This is a genomic window from Legionella norrlandica (assembly GCF_000770585.1).
Taxonomy (GTDB): Bacteria; Pseudomonadota; Gammaproteobacteria; order Legionellales; family Legionellaceae; genus Legionella; species Legionella norrlandica.
Window position 1 is genome coordinate 1 of record NZ_JNCF01000004.1, and the last position, 23,204, is coordinate 23,204.

Genomic DNA, 23,204 nt, shown 5'->3' on the forward strand with positions numbered 1-23,204 from the left:
AAAAAAGACCCCTTATGCGCTGCTCGGGTCTCTTAACCTATTAATTAATTTAAAATAACCCAGTTCGATATAAGCAAAGCCTCCGATTGTGTTTATGTCGAACGTTAATTAAGTAATAATTTTTCACAGATTGAAAAATACAGAGTTTCAAGTATGTCTAAATCTTTTAGCGAAACGCATTCATTCACTTGATGAATCGTGGCATTTACAGGTCCTAATTCTATGACTTCAACGCCGTAAGGTGCTATGAAGCGGCCATCAGAAGTACCTCCACTAGTTGAGAGCTCTGGATATTTCCCAGTATGCTCGAGCACCGCTTGTTTACAACTTTCCAATAAAGCTCCTTTATTAGTTAAGAAAGGTTCTCCATTTAATCGCCATTCTATGATTGGCGCTAGATTATGGTGTTTGAAAATATTGATCACCCTATTTTTTAATAGCTCTTCAGTCTGTTCAGTTGAATATCTAAAGTTTAAATGCAAGTTTAGTTCACCAGGAATAATATTGCCGGCATGACCACCAGAATGGATATATGTGATTTGCATTGAGGTGGGAGGAAAATAAACATTCCCTTTATCCCATTGAGTCGATGTTAATTCAGCTAAAATAGGGCTAATTTTATGAATGGGATTTTCCGCTAAATGAGGGTAGGCAACATGCCCTTGTCTCCCGTTTAAACTTATTCTGGCGCTTAGGGACCCACGTCTTCCGATTTTTATGACATCTCCAACCATTAGATTACTGGAAGGCTCACCTACCACACAATAATCAATGTGAATCCCTCGTTGCTCCAGTTTTTCCATCACATAGGGAGTGCCTAAATCAAACTCATCACCTTCTTCACCACTGGTGATAAGAAACCCTAGCCTACCTAAAAAAGAAGGGTAAGTTTTAATAAATCGTTCAGCCATATGCAACATACAAGCTAAGCTGCCTTTCATATCAGCAGTTCCGCGCCCATAGAGCATTCCATTCTTTTCTTCAAGAGTATAAGGATTAGTATCCCATTTTGTTAATTCTCCAACTGGGACCACATCCGTATGTCCGGCAAATACTAATAAAGGGCCAATTTTTCCGTAACTGGCAAAGAAATTGGATACTGGGCCATTATTCATTTTCCGACAAGTAAATCCTATTTGCTCCAAAAATTGAATCATATATTGCTGACACCCGGCATCTTCTGGACTAGTCGAAGGAAAACTAATGAGATCAGTTAAGATTTTTTTAATATTGGTCATATTAATTAGCTCTTAGTAATTCATTAATGCTTACTTTTTCACGAGTTTTCTCATCGACCTGCTTCACAATAACGGCACAATACAAACTATGGCTTCCATCATGGCTTGGCAAGCTGCCAGAGACCACAACTGAACCCGCCGGGACTCTTCCATAACTGGTTTCTCCAGTGAGGCGGTTATAGATTTTTGTACTTTGGCCAAGAAAAACCCCCATGGATATTACAGAGTTCTTTTCTACAATAACTCCTTCTACTATTTCAGAACGAGCGCCAATAAAACAATTATCCTCTATAATAGTTGGGTTTGCCTGAAGAGGTTCCAAAACGCCGCCGATGCCTGCTCCGCCAGACAAATGGACATTTTTACCTATTTGAGCACAAGATCCAACTGTTGCCCAGGTATCAACCATTACTCCGTCATCAATATAAGCTCCGATATTGACATAGGAAGGCATTAATATGGTATTTTTTGCAATATAGGCCCCACGACGGACAATAGCGTGAGGAACTATCCTTACTCCAGCTTGTTGGAATTGCTCATCATTGTAATTAGTATATTTTAGTGGGACCTTATCATAAAATTGGCAAAATCCTGAATTTATGATCTGATTAGGAAATAGTTTAAAAGATAACAACACCGCTTTTTTAATCCATTGGTGAACCACCCACTCGCCGTTTATTTTTTCAGCTACTCGGTATTGGCCATTATCGAGACCGGATAAAATCTCATTAACAGCAGTAATTAATTCGGTCGACGCAGTATTGATAGAGAGTGTTTGACGGTTTTCAAAAGCTTGTTCGATTAATATCTGAAGTGAATTCATTTTTTTATTCCTGTAAAGAAGCGATTAAATTATCTTTTACAGACCATTGTTCATTTAACCATTCTTTGAAAGCATTTTGTGCCTGAAGATCATGAGTAAAATTGGTCGATGTGAATTGTTGGGGGATAGGTAATTGTCGAATAATAATTTTTACTTTTTTAACTCGCTTACAAAGAAAATCCCAAAGAGAATGATTTTTTTCTCCATAAACAATAGTCACATCAATTAGGCTTTTGATTTGTTGTCCCATAGAATTAATGATAAAACTAATTCCCCCCGCTTTAGGTTTCAGTAAATAATTATAGGGGGATTGCTGCTTTTCTTTTTTTAACGTAGTAAAACGAGTTCCCTCTACAAAATTCATAATAGAGGCAGGAGTTCTTTTAAAAATTTCTACCGCTTTACGGGTTGATGCGAGATCTTTTCCTTGTTTATGTGGTTTTTTAGCTAAATATTCTTTACTGTAACGTTTCATAAAAGGACAGCCCATCGCCCACCAAGAAAAACCGAGCAAAGGAATCCATTTTAGTTGATCTTTAATAAAGAATTTTAAAACAGGAATTTTTCTATTAAATATACGTTGCAGAATAACAATATCCAACCAGCTTTGATGATTAGCAATAACAAGATACCAATCTTTTGGAGTTAAATTGCTTAACCCAGTGATTTCCCAATGTATTTTTTGTGCTTTATCAACATAGAAATTATTTATTCCACACCAAAATATGACAACCTTATCAATCATACGAGTGCAAAGAGACTGCCAATATTTATTGGGGAATAATTTTAATAATCCAATAAATAAGATAGGGATAAAACAAAGAGTAGTGGATAATATTAGAGCAAGAATAGCCACAATGCCATGAAGTTGCCCTCTTTTTTCTTTATTAATTTGCATGGAATACTTCTCCTATATACCTCTAGTGTCTGGGCAATTACCCATTTATTTTTGCATACACCTTGTGATTTGCCCGCAGGGCCTAGTTTGTTCCACATCACTGGATTCCGCGGACAGGCCGCGAGAAATAGATGAGTAGCGACTATCCCCTAACTTAATGCATACTCCAAATCAGCGCGCAAATCGTCAATGTACTCAATACCAACAGACAACCGTATAAACCCGTCTTCTATACCTAACGCTTTGCGTTGGTCAGCTGGTATGGAGGCATGAGTCATAATAGCAGGATGTTCAACTAAGCTTTCTACGCCGCCCAGACTCTCTGCCAAAGTAAATAATTCACAACGGGCTAAAAATCGCTTTGCCTCTTCTAGACCGCCTTTGAGAACCATTGATATCATACCACCAAAATCGTGCATTTGTTCTTTTGCTAGCAAATACTGAGGATGATTTGCTAATCCTGGGTAAATTACTTTCTGAATTTTAGGATGAGCGCTAAGCCAACTAGCCAAATGATTTGCATTTTCACAATGTCTTTCCATACGTAAAGAAAGCGTTTTTAAACTTCTTAGCACCAAGAAGCTGTCAAATGGGCCGGCAACAGCTCCACATGAGTTTTGCAAAAAGGCTATTTTGTCTGAAAGTATTGGGTTATCTCCTACCACAACGACACCACTGATAACGTCAGAATGTCCATTTAAATACTTGGTTGCTGAATGAATCACTATATCAAATCCTAGCTCAAGAGGGCGTTGAATCCATGGAGTTGCAAAGGTATTATCTGCCACACTAATTAGATTGTGTTTTTTGGCAATAGTCGCTATTTCTCTTAAATTGGCCAGTTTTAACATAGGATTAGAGGGGGTTTCTAGCCATATTAATTTGGTTTTAGGAGTGATGGCTGCTTCTAGATTCGCTAAATTCGACATATCCACAAAAGAAAATGATAAATTGGAGGTGCGCCTCTTTACCTTATCAAATAGACGGAACGTTCCTCCGTAGAGATCATCCATTGCAACCACATGATCCCCAGCATCTAATAAATCAATAATGGTATTAATAGCTGCCATACCTGAAGCAAATGCAAATCCTTTTTGGCCAGATTCAAGACTTGCAATGCATTCCTCATAAGCCTTTCTAGTTGGGTTTTGGGTTCTGGAATATTCATAGCCAAGGTGTTCCCCCGGGGCAATTTGTCTATAAGTGGAAGTAGCGTAAATGGGGGTCATAACCGCACCAGTGCTTTTACATGGTTCTTGACCTGCGTGAATTGCTCGTGTGTCGAAATGAGTTTTATGCATTTTTTATTCCTATAAAAAATATTTAAATTCAATAAGATACTAATATAAACCTGGAAAAATAGATCATAAATTATGCACATAGAACTTTTTTGCTAAAGTTCATAGTATAAGCGCCGATATTTTTAATAGGTCATTCTAGAGAGGGATGCATGCGTAGGCAAGAAATCAATTATGAAAAAGTTGCCAAGGCCGCAGAAAAAATAAAAAAAAGAGGCATAGAGCCGTCTGTAAATGAAATCCGTGATGAACTTGGGTTAGTAGGAAATCATCCTCAATTATCAATTTTGCTGGAGGAATGGTATCACAATCAACCTGAATTTAAACGTAAAAAGAATACTCCGTTGACTCAAAATATTAATTTAAACACGGATGAAATCCTTGAAAAAAATATAGAACTTGAAAAATCAATTTCTCTTCTTCGGGCAACACTGGAATCCACTGTGGATGGGATTATGATGGTTAATGGTCATGGAGCAGTAGTGGATTGGAATCAAAAATTTGTGGAAATGTGGCGAATTCCTTCTTATATGATGGAGTCAGGCAAAGAGAGTATCAGCTTCGAATACATACTCGAACAATTAGTAGATCCACAGTCCTTAATTGCCGATGTTCAATATCTTTATCAAAATCCTGAATGGCAAGGGGAGTTGCCTGAGCTTCATTTTAAGGATGGCCGGATATACGAACGATTTACTCAACCACAACGAGTTGGGTCACAAATTGTAGGGAGAGTATATAGCTTTCGCGATGTTACTCAAAAACGGATGGCTCTGGATGAGTTAAGGATACGTGAGCGAGCAATTGAAGCCAGTACGCATGGTGTAGTGATAATTGATGTAACCAAAAATGAGAATAAAGTAATTTATGTGAATAAAGCTTTTGAACTGATCACTGGCTATTTGGAACAACATGCTTTAGGTAAAAGCTTGATGACTTTGTTAGGCTCAAATTTAGAAGAGGTCAATAATAAGCGAATTGAACTTGCTATCCGAGAAAGTAAAGAAGAAACAATAGAGATGGAAAGTGTGAAACGCAATGGAGAGATGTTTTGGTGTGAAATAAGCGTTGCACCTGTTAAGGATTCTTTTGGCTATGTGAAGCATTACATCTGCATTTTGAATGACATCACGCAACGGCGTGATATGGAAAATCAATTATTGTTACAGGCAACCTATGATTCTCTAACCAACTTACCCAATCGTGTCCTATTAATAGATAGGGTTGAACAAGCTATCCTGCAAGCCAAAAAAAACAAGGCCATTTTAGCTTTTTTATTTTTAGATTTGGATCGATTTAAACTGACTAATGATACGTTAGGTCATAGCATGGGTGATAAACTATTGCAGGCGATTGCCAATCGATTATTAATTGTTACAGAAGATTTTGATACCGTTGCCAGGTTAGGGGGAGATGAATTTGTTATATTGCTGACTGATATAAACAGTATGCTGGAGGCAGAAACCATAGCACAAAATATTTTGAAAGCTATAGAAAAACCTATTCAAATCGATCAACATAGTTTAAAAATTACTGGTAGTTTGGGTATCAGCTTTTATCCTCGAGATGGCGATGATTATGAGTCGTTGATGAAGAGTGCGGATTTATCTATGTACCATGCAAAAGATACGGGAAGAAATGCTTACCGAGTTTATGAACCTGAGATGAACAGACGAGTTATTAGCCATATGCAACTAGATAATGCATTACGCGATGCCATAAAAAATGATGAATTATTTTTGGTGTATCAACCATTAATTGATTTAAAGCGTTCCGAAGTAGTGGGGTTTGAAGCTCTTATGCGGTGGCACAGCAAGATATTAGGGTTAGTCAGCCCTGCGGATTTTATCCCTATGGCTGAAGAAAATGGCATGATTCTAGAAATGGGTGAGTGGGTGATGAAGGAAGCGTGTTCACAGTTGAAACAGTGGCATAAAGCCGGTTTTAAAAACCTAAGTATGGCAGTGAATATTTCTGGAAGACAATTTAGACAAAATAACTTGCCTGAGGTTGTTGAGCGAGTATTAAAAACTACAGGTTTGCCCTCTCAGTATTTGGAACTTGAATTAACCGAAAGCTTGTTGATCGAGGACATTGAACATGTTGTGGATACTATGTATGCCTTAAAGGATATGGGGACAAGGCTTGTTATCGATGATTTTGGTACAGGATACTCCAGTTTGTCATATCTAAAACAATTTCCTGTAGATAAGCTCAAGATTGACCGCTCATTTATTAGCGAAATGGCATCCAATCAGAATGATGCCGCCATTACGAAAGCTATTATTAATTTGGGACATAGCTTAAATCTTCAGGTTCTTGCTGAGGGAGTTGAAAATGAACTCCAAAGAGATTTTATTATTTCTCATGGATGCGACTACGCCCAAGGATATTTTTATAAAGCCCCAGATACCGCGGAAAATATATTAGAATTTTTAAAAAATTCATCTGAATCAAAAATAAAATAATAGACTTCTTTCGAAACTCGTTGCCATGAGGGAATTGCATTTGTCAATGCGGTGCTCGAAACTCACGTATGGTGTATACCGTGGTTTGTACTCCGTTTCTACTCACACTCCCCTCAGATCAGCGAGTTTTGAAAGAAGTCTCATTAAATTATTCTAGTTTTGTTCAAAATAGGTACGATTTTTGCAGTGATTTTGCATTAGGCACTCAATAAAACGAGTAATTTTTATTCGGCATAATTTTTTTCATGCTGTTTTCGTGAAAGACAATTAATTGGGCAATATAAAAATTAAACGTAGGTCCAAAAATAAATAGTTGTATTCGTTTGATTTATAAAGGAGTAATCGATTGATAAAGCAGAGATTTTGCATAAATTGTAGATTTTGAATTAATGCAAGGAGTAAATGTTTTGAGGAGCAGAGTTTATATGAAGTAAATGAGCACAGGAGAAATGCTTGCAACAAAGCATACAAAACCTACAGGCTATGTAAGATCTTTAGCGCAGAAGAGAATGGGTTGGGAGGGTACATGAAACAGATTACCATAATTGGAGCTGGGCTAGCTGGAACTTTATGCGCATTGTATCTGGCTAGGCGAGGCTACAAAGTCGAATTGTTTGAATCAAGGCCAGACATTCGCAATAGCCCGATTGATTATGGTCGTTCCATTAATCTGGCTTTATCATGCAGAGGAATTACAGGCTTAAAAGCTATGGACCTAATGGACGAAGTTAATAAAATTATGGTCCCAATGAGAGCAAGAGCTATTCACGAGGCGAATGGTGAAGTGCATTATCAACCCTTTGGTCGACACAAGAATGAATACATTAACGCAATTTCTCGTGCTGACTTGAATTCTTTGCTGTTAAATAAAGCAGAATCATCGCCAAACATTAAATTATATTTTGATATGAAGTTAATCCACCTCGATATCCATAACAAAAGGATTAAATTTGAAACAAAAAATGGTGATTTAGTTGATATTTCCTATCATAGACTCATTGGGGCTGATGGAGCTCCTTCGCAGGTAAGAGATACATTGAAAAAAGAAGGGATTGTACAGGCAAGTAGAGATTTTTTATCACACAGCTATAAGGAGCTTTCAATTAGTAAAAAACATACAGTTGGTATGGCTAGGGAACATTTGCATTTATGGCCACGTGATTCATTTATGTTATTAGGCAATCCCAATCCTGATGACTCGATTACAGGCTCTTTATTTTTGGCCAATGAAGGCGAAGACAGTTTTGCGGAATTGAATAATGAAGATAAGTTACTTTCATTTTTTAAAAAGCAATTCTCAGATGCATATAAAGCTATGCCTAATTTGGTACAAGAATTTTTTGGTAATCCTATAGGGCATTTGAGCACTATAAAATGCTCCCCTTGGTACTATAAGGATGAATGTTTATTAATTGGTGATGCAGCTCATGGGATAATCCCTTTCTTTGGTCAAGGAATGAACAGTGCATTTGAAGATTGCCGTATTCTTTATGAATTATTAGATGAGTACGATGACGACTGGTCCAAGGTTATGTCTGTTTTCTACAGTCAAAGAAAGGTGAATACTGATGCCATAGCAGAAATGTCTATGGACAATTATCATGAAATTCACTCAGACATCCGAGATCCTAAATTTAACTTGCGAAAGCAGGTTGAGAGGGAGCTTATGTTGCGGTATCCGGAACATTATGTTTCCAAGCATGTTCTGGTGATGTTCACTAATACTCCCTATTCCCAGGCAATGGCTATAGGAGAATTGCAATCTAAGCTTTTAGAACAAATTTGTTTACCTATAACTGACATTAAGGAGTTAAATTGGCAAGAAGTAAAAAGACTATTACATGATTATGACAAAAAATTGGCGAAAATTGTTTGATTCAATATAGGCCATTAATTTTAAAAGGAATTAATTGTCAAAATTTTGTCGTTTTGTATGGATTCAGGGACTATTTTTTGTCGCTATCTGAGAATTTAGGGCGCAAATAACAAAAAATCCATGCAAAATTGGAACAAATAATATTCTTTTTGATTAAAAAATTGGCATAAGTCCTGCAAGTATAAATTTGTCAAAACAAAATTATATGGAGCCAGTTATGAAAACTATTCAAGCCTATATCGATTCAAAACAAAGTGAGTTTATGAATCATCCTTTCTTCAGCATATTAGAAGAACTAAATAGCATGGAAGAAATCAGTTATTTTGTTCCAGAATTAACCTTTTGGGCAATGACTTTTCAAGATATATTAAGAATTAATGAAGAAAAAGTAACAGATCCTTATTTAAAGAAGGTGGCACGGCATCATAGGTTAGAAGATGCAGGACATGATAAATGGTTTTTAAGTGATAAAAAATATATGGGTGAAAAATGCAATAATAAAGCATGTGGTCGCGATGACGTTGCCTGGCTATACAGCAAAGACTCTCAATTAGTACGTGATGCGGCCTATTCCATTATGTCGGAAATCTATAAGATAGATGATGAAAACTTAAATATTGTCTTACTCTTAACCTTAGAGTCATCAGGGCATGTATTTTTTGAGAAAGTCGTAAAACAAGTAAAAAAGACAGGTGAAGATAAAAATCTTCAATACTTCTCAAGTTCTCATCTGGAAGTCGAATTAGCCCATGCCTTATTCGAAGAAGAGATGGAAAGAAAAATTTATGCACGAAGATTGCCAATCAACACTCGTAGAGAAGCACTAAGAATGGTAGATCGTTGCTATGATGCGTTTAGCAAAATGTTCGATGGATTAATTCTTGCTTGTACTAAACGATTAGAATCTGCAAAAGAAAGGACTCAACATGACACTAAATCAGTGGGACTCAAAGAAAATCAAGCAGCATAAAAAGGAAACAGGACAAGCGTTGCTCAGTGATGAGCAATCGCTTGTTTTATTTAGTCAAGACTTTGGTAAACTAATTCACTCTCAACCTGCCGCAGTATTTATTCCACAAAGTATAAATTCTTTACAATCATTAATTACTTTCGCAAAGGAAAAACAATTGCCAATTACTATTCGTGGTAATGGTTTGAGCCAGGGCGGTCAATCACTACCTGTTCCTGGTGGTTTAACAATTTGTATGCATTCTTTCAATAACATTTTGGATATGAATGACAATGTTATTTGGGTTGAGGCAAATGCCAGTTGGAAAAGCCTGCTTGAGAAATCTTTATTACAAAATAAAGCACCCTTTGTTCTACCGTATAATTGTAATTTGTCAATTGGAGGTGTTCTGTCTGCAGGAGGAATAGGGGCTTCTTCTTTTAAATACGGAGTGATCAATACTTATGTTTTTGCTTTGGAAGTGATCGATGGGTTGGGTAATAAACAAATTGTTGAACAAAATTCACCGCTATTTCAAGCTTGTCTTTCCGGGCAAGGTCGATATGGAGTGATTACTAAGGCAGCGATCCAACTACGACCAGTAAAACCTAGGGTTAAAACTTTTTTATTAGTTTATATTGATCAAAATCAATGGTTTGAGGATATTTATAAGATACAAAGCAAAGTAGATTACATGGAACTGTTTTGCTCCCCAGCAATGCAAGGAACCAAACTGAAAGATGGGAAACGCATTCCTGTTGCGTATTGGTTGTATGGATTACACCTTTCAGTAGAATATGATAAGAAAGCAGAAAATGTCTTGGAGCGAATAAAGCCATGGAAAGTCATAAATACACAGGAAGAAAGCATTTTATCTTATTTTTTAAGACATGATTCTCGTTTCGAGATGATGAAACTAATGGGGCAGTGGGATTTGTTGCATCCTTGGTATGAATGTTTTGTCTCGACTTCATTTTTAAAAGGAATACTATCTGATTTATTAGAAGAGCTGCCACTTCACTATGCTAGTCTGGTTCATATCGTTCCAATCGCCAAGCGAAAAGCGGGATTTATGATGTTGCCGGATAGTGATTCAATTTGTGAGTTTATGATTTTAAACCCGGGAGTACCCTATTCTTTGAAAGAGAGTTGTTTAAATGCAATTGTAAGGCTTGATCAGCATTTAATACAAAATGGAGGCAAGCGGTATTTATCAGGGTTCATGGGCAAAGAGATACCGGAAGATTATTGGGTAAAACATTTTGGCGAAAAATATAATTCCTGGGTGAGTTTAAAAAAACAATATGATCCTGTGGGTATTTTTTCATCTATGCTACATCCGTTATAAGTAATGATAACTCAGAATTGTTTTGTAGGGGATGGCCTCGAATTGATGTATGATAAACAAAATCATAAAGAATAATTGTTATCCCCATGAAGGGGCGGATCTGCTTTAGATACTCTATTGCCATTTTGTGAATGGCTCCCGCTTTCATGAGAAAGACAAATTTGTTTACATTAATCCAGGGTCTTACCTGTTTTGTGGTAGTATGATAGATATCCTACTCAAAGCCAAAGAATAGGCTTTGTATGAAGTCAATAAATTGCCTGGATAAACTAAATGGGATTTAGAATTTATGAAACTTGATATTCATTTTTTATTTTCAGCTCACTATGCGAAATGGATTATCATTGGTCTAATATCTCTTTTGAGCATTTTAATTATTTTTGAATGGGCAACACTGTTTTATCCAATAACTTCTGCTCCACTTACGCAAACCTTAGATTCAAAGCCTGTAGCCTCAATAAAACAAGGGCATGTTAATTATATTTTAAACGCTTCTTTGTTTGGTGTTTATGTTCCTGCTGATTTGAATGAGGATAATGTAAAAGAATCTCTGTTGAATGTTACTTTGGTAGGTATTCTTTTTGCAGATAAAATGGAAGAATCCCAAGTTATTATTCGTTCTGCCAGTGGGGAAGAAAAAACCTATAATATTGGAGATAAGATTCCGGGGGGCGCAATAATTAAACGTATCATGCCAAGTGGAGTATTAGTTGAAAGAAACGGTACCTTGGAGAGTTTAAGTCTTCCCAAAAATGATTTAACCTTTGAACCTATAGCTAAGCCTTTGAAAGAGGAATAAATGGCATGCGAAGCATTTTGAAGTATCCTAGGTATAATTTATTAATTCTAATAATTTTTATTCCTATGATGGCTGGGTGTGTTACTAATACTTTGAATTTACGTCAAGGCATCCAATGTTTTAAGGCCGAGGATTATAGAAGTGCGTTTATTCGCTTGAAACCAGAAGCCGAAAAAGGAAATCCTGATGCCCAATATGCCGTGGGTTTTATGTATTACTATGGTAAGGGGGTAGTAGAAGACAGAAAAAAAGCTCGTTTCTGGATACGATGTGCTGCCAAGGCAGGTCAACCGGATGCGATAGTGGCCTTACAAATTCTTGAGCGTCTTGATAGAGAAGACAGAAGATTGTTCCAAAGCAGGAATTTACAAAATTTCCCTGTCGACAACAATGGTTTATAGTTTGATAGCACATGAGAAGATAATAGACAAAAACGGTTATGGTGAACCGTGCGTCTTGATAATCAATGAGACCAGATAGGAAAAATAGACAAGCAGGAGGACTCCCCCCAGCCATGATGAGCTCTTTTTTTGGTAATGGCTTAAAAATAATAGAAAGGTAATAAGAATCATGGCTGGCATATCCCGCCATAACACCACGCTACTAATTTTGGTCGGGTTAAGCAAGCCCGGGAAAGCTAAAATTAGCAATAGATTATAAATATTGGAACCCAATATCGTACCAATCGCTAGCGTTTCTTCACCTTTAATGGCCGCAACAAGCGCTGTAGAGAGCTCCGGTAAAGAAGTGCCTATTGCAATAATAGTTAAACCAATAGTCAGTTCACTGAGACCAGCCCATAGGGCGATTTCTGATGCATTGTATACTATGTATTTTGAACTAATGGGAATAATCAATAAACCTAGTCCAATACTAAACAAGTTTGCTGGGGTAGACCGGTAAGACAGTACAGCAGATCTAAACTGATTAACTAACAAATCCTTTTTGTGGGATTGATTCACCAAATAAATTAAATAACAGATTACTGCAATGCATCCTAACAAAAAAAAACAGCCGTCAATTTTACCTAAATAGCCATCGAGTATTAGACTGTAAACAAATAGCATAATAATTACTAATATAGGATAGGCTTCTTTTAGTTTATTGTGAGCAAGGGATGTTGGTTTTATAAAAATTGTGATTCCCAAAATTAAACCAATATTGGCTATGCTTGACCCAATGGCATTTCCAACGGCAAGATCAGTTTTATCTTTCAATGCCGAGATAATGGAAACAAATAACTCGGGGGCACTAGTACCCATTGCAACAATAGTTATGCCAATAATAAGTGGTGATAATTGTAAACGAAGTGCAAGCCTTGAGGCTCCAGTAACCAAATGATTCGCAGCCCAAAGAAGAGCAATAAAACTGATAATCAAATTCAGTATAAAATTCATCCCAACGTATCCAGTGTTTTTAAGTGATGATAATACGAGAAACGATTAGAGGATATATTTTTATCCTAGAAAAAGCAGTTAAAACCTAGTGTGAAAGCTAATGACACTGAATCCACTGGACTTTTTTCTAGGTTTATTGATATTGAGTGGTCCAGTTATATAACTTAGAAAGTATTAATGTCGTCGGTTTGGCAAGGCCTAATGAAGATAATTTTTCTTTCCTAAACCATGTTCCCTGGGCTTCCGAAACGATATTAGATTTCTTATCAAATTCTATGGTGGTAGGATGCTTCGTTGATGCGCTGCCCGAATCTTCATGTGACTTCCTATACACAGTGGATCCGAACTCTTTTTTTTCTGGTACTTCGTTCACCACAGTAAGTTTAGAAGAGAGGCTATTAGTATTTGTTTTTCGTATTTTTATACTTAAAGCCGTGATTTCCAAATGAAAATGACTAAAGCTATGCTTGAATTTAGTAATTAATTCAGGCTTTTCTCCTTTTAGCTTATAATGAAGCTCAATGTATTGAGAGGGACAAGCTTCACTATCTAGTGCAGGGAAACACCATAAGCCACCCCATAATCCTGTTGGTGGTCTTTTTTCTAGGTAAATTTGACCTTCTTCATTATGTAATACTAATAATTGTTGTGAGAATATCGGGCGTTGTTTTTTTATTTTTTTAGTCGGATATAAAAGCTGCTCATTTTTTTGAAAGGCAAGACAATGCTTTTGGAGTGGACAATGCAAACAATCTGGATTTTTGTTTGTGCAGCGAGTAGCGCCTAAATCCATAATGGCTTGAGTATAATCAGCACATCGTTCTTCAGGCATACAAGAGTAAGCAAGATCCCACAATTTCTTTTTTACTTGAGCTTGCTCAGGCCAACCGTCGACTAAAAAATAGCGAGATAAAACCCTCTTAACATTTCCATCCAAAATAGCAGTTGGTTTGTTAAAGGCTTGCGAGAGTATCGCTGCTGCAGTTGATGCGCCTATGCCAGGAAGTTGAACCAATGCGTCTAGATCTTCTGGAAATAGCCCATGGTATTGTTCATTAATTATTTGGGCGGTTTTATGAAGGTTTCTTGCTCGACTGTAATAACCCAAACCTGACCATAGGGAAAGCACCTCATCTTCTTCTGCTCTTGCAACCAAAGCGATTTCGGGGAAATGTTCTATAAAGCGGTTAAAGTAAGGAATAACTGTCTGAACTTGTGTTTGTTGTAACATGATTTCTGAAACCCAAACTCGATAAGGAGTTCTGGGAGACTGCCAAGGTAAGTCTTTGCGTCCATGCAAATCATACCAATCAAGTAATAATTGACTAAATTGGTGATTTAAAGGAGAACTACTCAAGGCATCAACTCATTAATTGGTTTTTCAATAATTTTTAAAGGTTTCGTCAATGCTGATTTGATAGCTAACGAATTTAATAGCGAACTGGCTTTAAAATCTGGTAAAACCAAAGGTTGATCTATTGTTCCCGAGATTATAAATGGGAAATATCCTCCTAAAGCTTGTTGAATTGTTTGAAGGGTATTATCAGTGTTGTTATCGTTTAATGTGGCTTTGATATTGGAGTTCAACTGCTGATTTAATATATTAATCCGTCCTTCTCCATTGGCCTGGAGTTTATCAGTTTGAAGAAGAAATCCATCACTGCTGATTATGCCATTTTGTAGTTGATATTTAAAATTTGCCAATTTAAAAGCGGTATTACCTTGCGTGGTTTTATCTTGTTCCCAGTCTGATTGCACAAGTTTTTTTAAATTAGTTGGAGCTGTACTGACAAGTGAATTGAATTTTATTTTTAGATTATTAATTAATTGATCCAGGTTAATATTGTATACTTCGCCATTTTTAAGCGTGATCGTTCCTTTGCTAGCGATATGTTCTATGTTTGGCGTTTTTAAAGGTATTGAGGCATGGATTGAATAATCTAAATTTCCGCTAATGGCTTGATGTCCTAATAAGGCAAGAATTAATTGTTTTCCATCTAAATTAGTTGCGGTTTGATTAAGTAATAATTGTTGAGAAGGGACTACATATTCCATATCACCTATAGATTCTCCATTATAGAGTGATAAGGTAAGAGGTTTAAATGAGATGTTTCCTTTATGAGTTTTAAGAGTACTATTAATTTTTTTGATAGCAAATCGGTTTAATAAAATATTCTGTATCTGTAGTTGACCCTCTATAAATGATTTATTGATCCCATTATTTAGCTCATTAATAAAAGCAGGGGAGAGACTAAGTCTACCTTTAAAGTTAATATTTCCTTTTGCTATAGATAAGGGAGCTGCATCAGTTAACTTTGCCTTAATTTGTACTGCAAATGGTGTATTTTTTAAATTAAATTGTTCTGCTCCAATCTGAACATTTTTGAAGACTGTAGAATGCCCATGATGATTAAAAGAAATCTGTCCATGACTTAATAATAATTTTTGGATAGCAAATGGCTCATGGGTATCTCCTTCAGAGCCCTGTTGATTTGTTTTTTTATTAAAGTATTTTGATTTTTCAAGATTTTCTTGATTGATTTGCAGTTTTAAACCATCAATATTAATTTCGCTAAATACAAAATTTCCCCTTAATAGCGGAGTGATTTTTAAATTTAACAATAAAGTGTCTATAGTTAGGGAGTAGTTGTCATTTAGTTTTTCATCGCCTATATATATTTTGTTGAACTTGAGTCCAGGCCTTGGAAATAATTGCCAGGAAATAGAGCCGTCGATATGGCTTTGTTTATGGGTAATTGCTGTTATTTTGTTGCTGACTAATTGCTTGATGGTTTCGGGTTTAATATTTTTTGCCAAAACCCATAAGGTAATTGATGTGAAGATCATTAAGGCTACAAAAACCAGTAGAATTTTTCCTAGCAATTTCATGGGATAGAACCAATATTTAAAAGCAAAAGCATATAGATAAAGGAGCTTCTGTCAAGAAAAGATTTCAGCCTAGAAAATCAGTTAAAACCTCCTGCGTACTTAATGATGCTAGAGATTTGTTATTTCGCATTGTCTTTATGCTTATTAAAATGGTGGGTTCCGGTCCTTAAAAACCTGGCATGGGCACGTATTAGTTCAGTGCTTTTTCGTCCTGTATGAAGAAAAATTTTATTTAGCTCTTGAAACTATTGTATAGTCTAATTAGACTGAGGAAATTGAGGTTTTTTTTGAACTTTTTAAATTAACAATTACCAGCTTTTGTTGCTGTATTTAATCTTGGTGATTAATTTAAAAGTCAGAGATACTTTGCGGTCTTTAAGTTAAAACGAACTTCATGCTGGTTTGCAAAGATCCTCTGATTTAGTCAAAAATGATAATCTAAGCTTTTTAGTTAAGATGTGACGTGGATTTAATTAGATCTCTTTGGCTGTAAGGTTTTGAAAGAGGTCCATTCGAGATGTACTCAGGACGAGTTAATTAATCAAGGAGAACGTCATGCATCAAAGACAGTCCGAGATAGTAGTATTAAAGCCAACTAATCTATTCCTAGCTTTTCTAGCATCGCAATTACCAGAAGCGAATTTACCTAGCTTAAAAATCTTGCATACTGATAATACGGCTTATGTTATCCCTAAGCAAAGCTCTGATGAGGCTACTCTTGATGAAATCGAGAAGCATTTCCCCGCAATGTTTAGACATGAAATTTGTCGTTGGTTGGGGAGTTCTGCTTATAACAAAATGGAAACGAGTTTTCTCGATTTTCTCTGCTGTTTTAAATTTGAGCTGCATTCTCATATTATTTTGATGGAGCCTTCTATGAAAGAGGGACATCAAATGCTAAATATTAAACCTCGAGCTGCTCTTTTAGAATGGATGAGATCTGCTGTGGAAGATCAAGAAGAGTTATCCGATGTTATGAGCCGAGTGAGCTTATCTCAAATAACAGAAAATTCTACGGTTATAGTCAAAAATTTTTTAACTTTAAAGGAAATAAAACCTTTTGTAAAACAATATTATAAATCAATATTTGAAACTGCCATGAGTCGGATGAGTGGCCAATCAACACAATGGCCCCAAGTGAATTCATTTCAGTTATTTAACCAGTATTTTGCCGTTGAAATACACACTCAACTAATACATTTGCACTATTAAGGAGTTGACTATGGAACCAGTAGCTATAGCCCTCATTTGTGCGGCGGCATTTGGAGCAGTAGTGGCCCTATCTGCGTTTATCAGACAATTATTATTAAGCAGGGATAAAAATCTAAATGATGAGGCACAAAGAAGAGCAATAACTCAGGAGGCTGGAGAACTAGAAAAAATGAGAGAACAAATGCAAAGCAATAAGCGATTTGATTCTCATTATAAAGTACTTGGAGCTAACAAAGATGCCATTATCTATTTAGATAGTAAAATTGAAGATATTCTGCGCAAGAAAGCACAATTAGTGGAGCGTTATGCACAAGTTTCTTTAAAAGAATCGGGAGCTATAGTAGAGGGTGGTATTTCAGCGGATCGCAAAGAAACATGTGACAAACTGAAGAAAGAGATCGATGAAGAAATAAAATTTTATGACAGTGAATTACTTCATCTTCAACAAAGGCGAACTTCTTTATGGGATACCCATACCGATTTACAAGAGTACTTATTAGGTCAGGAGAAGTCTCGCAATGAGAGCCTGGATAATATCTACAAACAGCATACTGCGCTTTTAGAAAAAATATATATTCGCCATACTGATGATAGTGAAAATATCGCCAAACAAAGTATTGATGCTGGAACCGCTTCATTTAAGGCGATTATCCTGGCACCCATTCAATTTTTGATGCAATATTTTAACATTTCATCAGGTATCAATTTAGATCAGTCTAAAACAGAAAATGATGCAAGAGATGATGTTGATAAAACTGAAAGTGAAATTAACGATTCTGAAAATAGTGATGATGAGATTTATAGTGATACTGAATCTAATTCGGATGATGAATCTAATCGTTCAGAGAATGAAGATTCAGAAGGAACTGATTCAGAAAATGATTCAAGATTAATGTTTGCATAAAAATTATTCTTTTGAGTTAATTGATGACATTTATGAAAATATATATTACAATATGGTTGCCTGCGAAAAGGTATTATCGCGGGTAATCGTTAAATCTTTATTTATAAATTTATAACTTGGGTTCACAATTTAAGGATAAGCTGGTGGTCTATATAAAACGTGATAAGGATGGTCTAATTTGTGCTGTATACAACCAAAAATCTTCAGACGTAACAGAACAAATTGACATTAATGATGCAGAATTTGTAGAGTTTTTGCAGCGTTGTGAAGACGACAAAAGCTTAAAATTTCTACAATCTGATCTGAAATTGATTCGTGTTCTTGAAGATTTGATTGAGATTTTGATAGAGAAAAATATCATTACTATTACAGATTTTCCACAATCAGTAATTGATAAGTTATTAGCACGACAAGCATTTCGTAAAAAATTTGCGAACCGTGCAGGTATGGAGTTAGATGGAGATGATGAAGCAACGTAGTTATTGTTTATTCCCTTAATTTTGTGTTTTTTTTTCACAAAACCCGTTTTTAGCTTAAATTTGGATGCACTTCTTCCTGATGAGCGAAATACAGTAGAAGTTTTTCAAAAAGCCTCACCCAAAGTAGTTTATGTTCATAGATTAGCAACTGCTACCATTCAAAAACGTTATTCTTTACAGAAAGCTCACATCCCGAATGGTGCCGGTTCTGGTATTATATGGGATAACAAAGGCCATGTCGTAACCAACTTTCATGTCATTAATGGAGCTGATGATTTAGCAATAACATTAGGTAATATGACTGTACCAGCTAAGGTAATTGGTTCAGAGCCTCGTAAAGACATTGCTGTCCTTGAAATAAAGTCTCCTAAAGCTTTGGAGTATTTAAAATCATTCCAACCATTTGAAATTGTTCATCTTAGCAATCTGATCGTTGGCCAAAAAGCAATTGCAATCGGAAATCCTTTCGGGTTAGATCATAGTTTATCAAAAGGAGTTATTTCTGCTTTGGGAAGGCAAGTGCCTGGCGTTGGGGGGGTTACGATCCATGATATGATTCAAACGGATACTCCTATTAATCCAGGAAACTCGGGTGGTCCTCTATTAAATAGCGCAGGCCAATTGATAGGCATGAATACCATGATTTATTCTCGTTCTGGATCTTCTGCTGGTATTGGTTTTGCTGTTCCTGCGGAGGATATTGAGAAAATAGCCTCTCAAATCATTAAGCATGGACGAGTTGTTTTATCAGGTATAGGGATTCAACGTGTTGAACCTAATCTTGCTCAAAGGCTTGGGGTTAAAAAGGGAATTTTAATAGCAGATGTGCTACCTGGAACTCCAGCGGAAAGATTAAAATTACGTGGTACACATAGAGATCAGTGGGGTCGCATTAGACTGGGGGATGTTATCGTAGCTTTAAATGCACACCCGGTTCCTAATTATGATGCTTTATATAATTTACTCACTGAAATTAAAGTCGGAGAGGAGATTACTCTTTCAGTAAAAAGAGGTAATAAGTTGATGGATGTCAAAATGAAAACTATTGATATCGCCGCACTTTAATGACCTCTACTCTATTCTAGCCTTTGCCTGGATTAGGACCTCACTTAATCCGGGCTGCAGTCCAGAGTAGGTTGGAGCACTTATGACTCAGCTTACTCTAATAATCAATATAAATAAAGAAGTTCCATTTAGTTTACAAGCTTAATACTATATCATGTAACACAATAACAATAATGAGGCCATAAGGATGTTACTGAATAGAACTAATTCCCTTTTAGTATTGGTAGATGTGCAAGAAAAACTAATTCCTGCAATATTTAATCGAGAAGCCTTTATAGCTCGCTGTGAATGGTTGTTGAAATTAGCTCAAAGGCTGGAAGTTCCTGTCTTAGCTAGTGAGCAATATCCTAAAGGCTTAGGATCAACTGTTTCTCCTTTATGCACCTATATTAGTAAAGAAAAATGTGTCGAAAAAGTACATTTTTCATGTATGCAAGAGTCTAAATACATTAATCTTCTGAAGGAATATAATAAAAATCAACTAGTCCTCATAGGAATTGAAGCCCATGTATGCGTGCTTCAAACTGCTTTAGAAATGACAGATCGTGGTTTTGATGTTTACGTGGTGGTTGATGCAGTCAGTAGTCGATCAGAACTGGATTTAAAATACGGCTTAAAACGAATGAAGCAAGATGGAGTTCATTTGATAACTGCTGAAATGGTATTATTCGAGTGGTTACGGCAAGCAGGTACTCCAGAATTTAAAGCCATCAGCAAAGAATTCTTACAATAGACTTATTAACTGTTCTTGCTAATACATATCATAAAAATTTTTTGGAGATAAAATGAATTTCGATAATCAAATAGCATTAATAACAGGCGGTGCCTCAGGGATGGGTAAAGCCTGTGTTCAGTATCTGCAGCAACACGGGATGAAAGTTGTAGTTTGGGATAAGCAAGAGGACACAACAAGTGAGGCTGAATTATCTCTCAAATGTGATGTAACCAGCGATAAATCCGTTGAAGAGGCGATGAAGCAAACGATTTCTCAATTAGGAATACCAAGAGTTTGTGTCAATTGCGCAGGAATTGCACCCGCTAAACGAATAGTTGGTAAAGAAGGACCAATGCCTCTGGACGCATTTAGACAAGTAATAGACGTCAATTTAATAGGTACCTTCAATGTCATGCGAATAGCAGCGCATGCAATGTCCAATCTAGAATTGGAAAGCAAATCACAAGAACGTGGTGTCATAATAAATACTGCTTCCATTGCAGCCTTCGAGGGACAAATAGGACAAGCAGCTTATAGTGCTTCCAAAGGCGGTATAGTATCTATGACGTTACCGGCCGCTCGTGAATTAGCTCAACTTGCAATTCGGGTAAATACTATAGCCCCAGGATTAATAGGAACCCCATTACTTTTAAACATGCCCCAAGAAGTTCAAGACAGTTTAATTGCAACAGTGACTTTTCCCAAGCGCTTAGGAAAACCAGAGGAATTTGCTGCATTAGTAGGTCATATTATTGAAAATGGGATGATTAATGGGGAGGTTATTCGTCTAGACGCCGCTCTCCGTATGCGCTGATCGTCCTCATTTGGTGCGCATTAATAGAAAAACAATCATATACTCACCTATACATTCCTGATGGCGAATTACTTCGTTGATGCGGTGCTTGAATCCCCAGGTACTAACGTGTACAGTACAGTTCTGTGCCCCGTTTCTCCTCGCACTCCTCTTATGGAGAGCGAGTTCCATGAAGTCTAATTATTTGAGATCATACCCATAAAAAGCTTTCTCGAAATATTAAACTACTTTTTTGCCCAAAGATTTAAGCCATTTCTACCTGATTTAACATTTTATAAGCTATCTTGTCGCTATGAATTTGATAATGGCCTGATGCGATTTCAGCTTTAAAGTATAGAATGCGTGCTTCATTAATTTCAGACAAACTCTGAAGAGATGCTTTTAGAGCTTCCAGCTGTTTGGAAGTACTGCTTAAAGTGGCGTTATCGAACGCAGCAATAAGATTTTTAGCTTCTCTTTGTTCGGTATTTAGGTGACAATCGGAGTTCGTGTTTCTTACACTGATTGAATTATTAATTCGGCTAACCATAAGGGTTTCCTCAATCGCATTTATCATACTTATCGGCTCCTTTTGCAAATTCTTTAGCAATTATCGGTTAATTTTTAACCTTATATGAAATAAACTTGACATTTCAAATGCCCTAACTAAAAACTTTGCTTTTTTCCATACTTTAGAAAATAAGCTGGTGCTTGCAAAAAATAAGAAAAAGCTTAGTATGCTCTTTTTCACCACATGAACTTCCTGTATTTATTGGTGTTTCGGTACTAGTCACTTTGACTAACTAGGAAATCATGACTAAGACCGGTTTTGTTTTTGAAATGCGTGATAGATGCATACCTTAAGCAAATATTACGCCAACTCTTAGGAGTAAGCCATGAGAGCTAGTTTTAGTATTTATATATTGATTTTGTTCGCATTGATTGCTCCAGTATATTCTGGAAGCCATCATCCACAAGAATTTCTAAAATCTATTGTTGGCACTAAAGAGGAAGGAGAAAAAATTTATGATCATTTTTGTAGTAATTGCCACGCATTAAAACCCTTAATTTCTTTAGGGGCCCCAAAAATTGGAAGTGAAATGGATTGGGAACCAAGATTGAAACAAGGATTAGATATTCTTTTTAATCACACCGACGAGGTTTTAATGCAATGCCTCCCAGAGGGGGATGTTTTGAGTGCACTGATAGGCAACTGATTTTGGCCATCCTTGCTATGGTTCCCAAACAGGCGCAGAAGAGCTTATTAAACAACCTAAAAGACAATAAAAAATACAATTAGTAAAAAAAATCAATAAAAAGATCTAAACTTATTCAAAATACTCCCGATATAGTTAAAAAATAAAGAGGGAGATAGAAAGTGAAAAAGCAAATACTGTTAGTTCCAGTTTGTGCCTTGGCTGCCTCTTGTGCATCCATGGATAGATCAACAGCCATCGTGGATGATGCCGGATATACTCATTACACTATGAGTATGGAATCTGATAGGAAAGGCCAAAATTATTTTCCCGAGAAAAGGCAGGCAACAGGGAAAAAAGTTTTTATTTTCGATCCTAAAGCAACAGCATGGGCAGCTTATGATGCGCAAGGTAATAGGGTAAAGACAGGGAGCGCCTCGGGAGGAAAGGATTTTTGCGAGGATGTCGGCAGACCTTGTCGTACTGTGACCGGTTCCTTTAGAGTTTACTCCAAAAAAGGTGAAGAGTGTACCTCTAGTATCTATCCAATAGAAACTGGCGGCGGAGCAAAAATGCCTTACTGTATGCATTTCCATGGTGGCTACTCGATACATGCTGCTTATGAAGTACCAAATTACAATGCAAGCCACGGTTGTATTCGAGTTTTGCCGAGTGCTGCGAAATGGTTGAATCAAAATTTTATTGACGTAGGGACCTCTGTAATTGTTAAACCTTACTAATATGTAAGATAAATTTCTCCACAACTTACCCGCTAATAGTTAATAGCGGGTTTTTTTTAAAGTTCTTGACCTTGAGAAGCAAAGATTAGATCATAATTAATTATGCTTTCCTACTTT

The 23,204-nt window shown here is 36.4% G+C and carries 21 protein-coding genes and 1 pseudogene; 14 read left to right on the top strand and 8 right to left on the bottom strand.

The genetic code is table 11. The features are described 5' to 3' along the window. Positions 1 to 104 precede the first annotated feature (104 nt). The 4 genes from dapE to OK13_RS01650 all read right to left on the bottom strand — a co-directional run bounded on the left by dapE (position 105) and on the right by OK13_RS01650 (position 4,260). Positions 105 to 1,238 carry a succinyl-diaminopimelate desuccinylase gene (gene dapE, locus OK13_RS01635; RefSeq protein WP_035887036.1) on the bottom strand — a complete coding sequence of 378 codons (1,134 nt, stop codon included), beginning with the start codon at positions 1,236 to 1,238 and terminating at the stop codon, positions 105 to 107. A gap of 1 nt (position 1,239) precedes the next feature. After that, a complete protein-coding gene (gene dapD / locus OK13_RS01640) occupies positions 1,240 to 2,061 on the bottom strand; it encodes a 2,3,4,5-tetrahydropyridine-2,6-dicarboxylate N-succinyltransferase (RefSeq protein WP_035887038.1) in 822 nt (273 codons plus the stop codon). 4 nt (positions 2,062 to 2,065) lie between these two features. Next, a complete protein-coding gene (locus OK13_RS01645) occupies positions 2,066 to 2,959 on the bottom strand; it encodes an acyltransferase (protein ID WP_035887039.1) in 894 nt (297 codons plus the stop codon). A gap of 149 nt (positions 2,960 to 3,108) precedes the next feature. Continuing rightward, positions 3,109 to 4,260 (bottom strand): trans-sulfuration enzyme family protein, encoded by a 1,152-nt coding sequence (locus OK13_RS01650; protein ID WP_035887040.1) that lies wholly within the window; start codon positions 4,258 to 4,260, stop codon positions 3,109 to 3,111. A 149-nt stretch (positions 4,261 to 4,409) separates the two neighbouring features. Between OK13_RS01650 and OK13_RS01655 the strand changes: the two genes are divergently transcribed. From OK13_RS01655 to OK13_RS01680, 6 genes are all read left to right on the top strand, one after another. Continuing rightward, on the top strand, positions 4,410 to 6,725 hold the full coding sequence (locus OK13_RS01655) for a bifunctional diguanylate cyclase/phosphodiesterase (RefSeq protein ID WP_035887042.1): 2,316 nt from the start codon (positions 4,410 to 4,412) through the stop codon (positions 6,723 to 6,725). A 526-nt stretch (positions 6,726 to 7,251) separates the two neighbouring features. Further along, positions 7,252 to 8,601 carry an FAD-dependent oxidoreductase gene (locus OK13_RS01660; protein ID WP_035887046.1) on the top strand — a complete coding sequence of 450 codons (1,350 nt, stop codon included), beginning with the start codon at positions 7,252 to 7,254 and terminating at the stop codon, positions 8,599 to 8,601. 217 nt (positions 8,602 to 8,818) lie between these two features. Then, on the top strand, positions 8,819 to 9,571 hold the full coding sequence (locus tag OK13_RS01665; protein WP_035887049.1) for a hypothetical protein: 753 nt from the start codon (positions 8,819 to 8,821) through the stop codon (positions 9,569 to 9,571). Next, complete coding sequence (locus OK13_RS01670; RefSeq protein ID WP_035887051.1) at positions 9,528 to 10,898, top strand: FAD-binding protein; 1,371 nt, start codon at positions 9,528 to 9,530, stop codon at positions 10,896 to 10,898. The genes OK13_RS01665 and OK13_RS01670 overlap by 44 nt, the downstream gene beginning before the upstream one ends. A 289-nt stretch (positions 10,899 to 11,187) precedes the next feature. Next, positions 11,188 to 11,697: a type II secretion system protein N gene (locus OK13_RS01675; protein WP_035887055.1), complete on the top strand. Its 510-nt coding sequence runs from the start codon at positions 11,188 to 11,190 to the stop codon at positions 11,695 to 11,697. A gap of 5 nt (positions 11,698 to 11,702) precedes the next feature. After that, positions 11,703 to 12,098, top strand: coding sequence for a tetratricopeptide repeat protein (locus tag OK13_RS01680; RefSeq protein ID WP_035887057.1), 396 nt, complete (start codon positions 11,703 to 11,705; stop codon positions 12,096 to 12,098). Between the two features lie 36 nt (positions 12,099 to 12,134). Here OK13_RS01680 and OK13_RS01685 read toward each other — a convergent pair whose 3' ends face one another. From OK13_RS01685 to OK13_RS01695, 3 genes are all read right to left on the bottom strand, one after another. Next, positions 12,135 to 13,094, bottom strand: coding sequence for a calcium/sodium antiporter (locus OK13_RS01685; RefSeq protein WP_035887059.1), 960 nt, complete (start codon positions 13,092 to 13,094; stop codon positions 12,135 to 12,137). Positions 13,095 to 13,227: 133 nt separating this feature from the next. Further along, positions 13,228 to 14,451 (bottom strand): A/G-specific adenine glycosylase, encoded by a 1,224-nt coding sequence (gene mutY / locus OK13_RS01690; RefSeq protein WP_035887061.1) that lies wholly within the window; start codon positions 14,449 to 14,451, stop codon positions 13,228 to 13,230. Beyond that, entirely contained in the window at positions 14,448 to 15,983 is a 1,536-nt protein-coding gene (locus tag OK13_RS01695; protein ID WP_035887063.1) for an AsmA family protein, read from the bottom strand. Before OK13_RS01695 ends, mutY begins: the two co-directional genes overlap by 4 nt. A gap of 555 nt (positions 15,984 to 16,538) precedes the next feature. Here OK13_RS01695 and OK13_RS01700 point away from each other — a divergent pair. From OK13_RS01700 to OK13_RS01725, 6 genes are all read left to right on the top strand, one after another. Beyond that, positions 16,539 to 17,195 (top strand): hypothetical protein, encoded by a 657-nt coding sequence (locus OK13_RS01700; protein ID WP_035887064.1) that lies wholly within the window; start codon positions 16,539 to 16,541, stop codon positions 17,193 to 17,195. 10 nt (positions 17,196 to 17,205) lie between these two features. Next, complete coding sequence (locus OK13_RS01705) at positions 17,206 to 18,099, top strand: hypothetical protein (protein ID WP_035887067.1); 894 nt, start codon at positions 17,206 to 17,208, stop codon at positions 18,097 to 18,099. Between the two features lie 143 nt (positions 18,100 to 18,242). Next, positions 18,243 to 18,578: a hypothetical protein gene (locus OK13_RS01710; protein WP_035887069.1), complete on the top strand. Its 336-nt coding sequence runs from the start codon at positions 18,243 to 18,245 to the stop codon at positions 18,576 to 18,578. Between the two features lie 9 nt (positions 18,579 to 18,587). Beyond that, a complete protein-coding gene (locus tag OK13_RS01715; protein ID WP_420911415.1) occupies positions 18,588 to 19,643 on the top strand; it encodes a S1C family serine protease in 1,056 nt (351 codons plus the stop codon). A 187-nt stretch (positions 19,644 to 19,830) separates the two neighbouring features. Next, positions 19,831 to 20,376, top strand: a complete 546-nt coding sequence (locus OK13_RS01720) for a hydrolase (protein ID WP_035887072.1) — start codon at positions 19,831 to 19,833, stop codon at positions 20,374 to 20,376. Between the two features lie 52 nt (positions 20,377 to 20,428). Then, positions 20,429 to 21,172, top strand: a complete 744-nt coding sequence (locus OK13_RS01725) for an SDR family NAD(P)-dependent oxidoreductase (RefSeq protein WP_035887073.1) — start codon at positions 20,429 to 20,431, stop codon at positions 21,170 to 21,172. A gap of 244 nt (positions 21,173 to 21,416) precedes the next feature. Here the strand turns inward: OK13_RS01725 and flgM are convergent, their stop codons facing one another. Further along, complete coding sequence (gene flgM / locus OK13_RS01730) at positions 21,417 to 21,728, bottom strand: flagellar biosynthesis anti-sigma factor FlgM (RefSeq protein ID WP_152571532.1); 312 nt, start codon at positions 21,726 to 21,728, stop codon at positions 21,417 to 21,419. 319 nt (positions 21,729 to 22,047) lie between these two features. Between flgM and OK13_RS01735 the strand changes: the two are divergent. Further along, a pseudogene (locus OK13_RS01735) lies at positions 22,048 to 22,451 on the top strand (c-type cytochrome). A gap of 78 nt (positions 22,452 to 22,529) precedes the next feature. Then, positions 22,530 to 23,087: a L,D-transpeptidase gene (locus OK13_RS01740; RefSeq protein ID WP_035887074.1), complete on the top strand. Its 558-nt coding sequence runs from the start codon at positions 22,530 to 22,532 to the stop codon at positions 23,085 to 23,087. Positions 23,088 to 23,204: the final 117 nt, after the last annotated feature.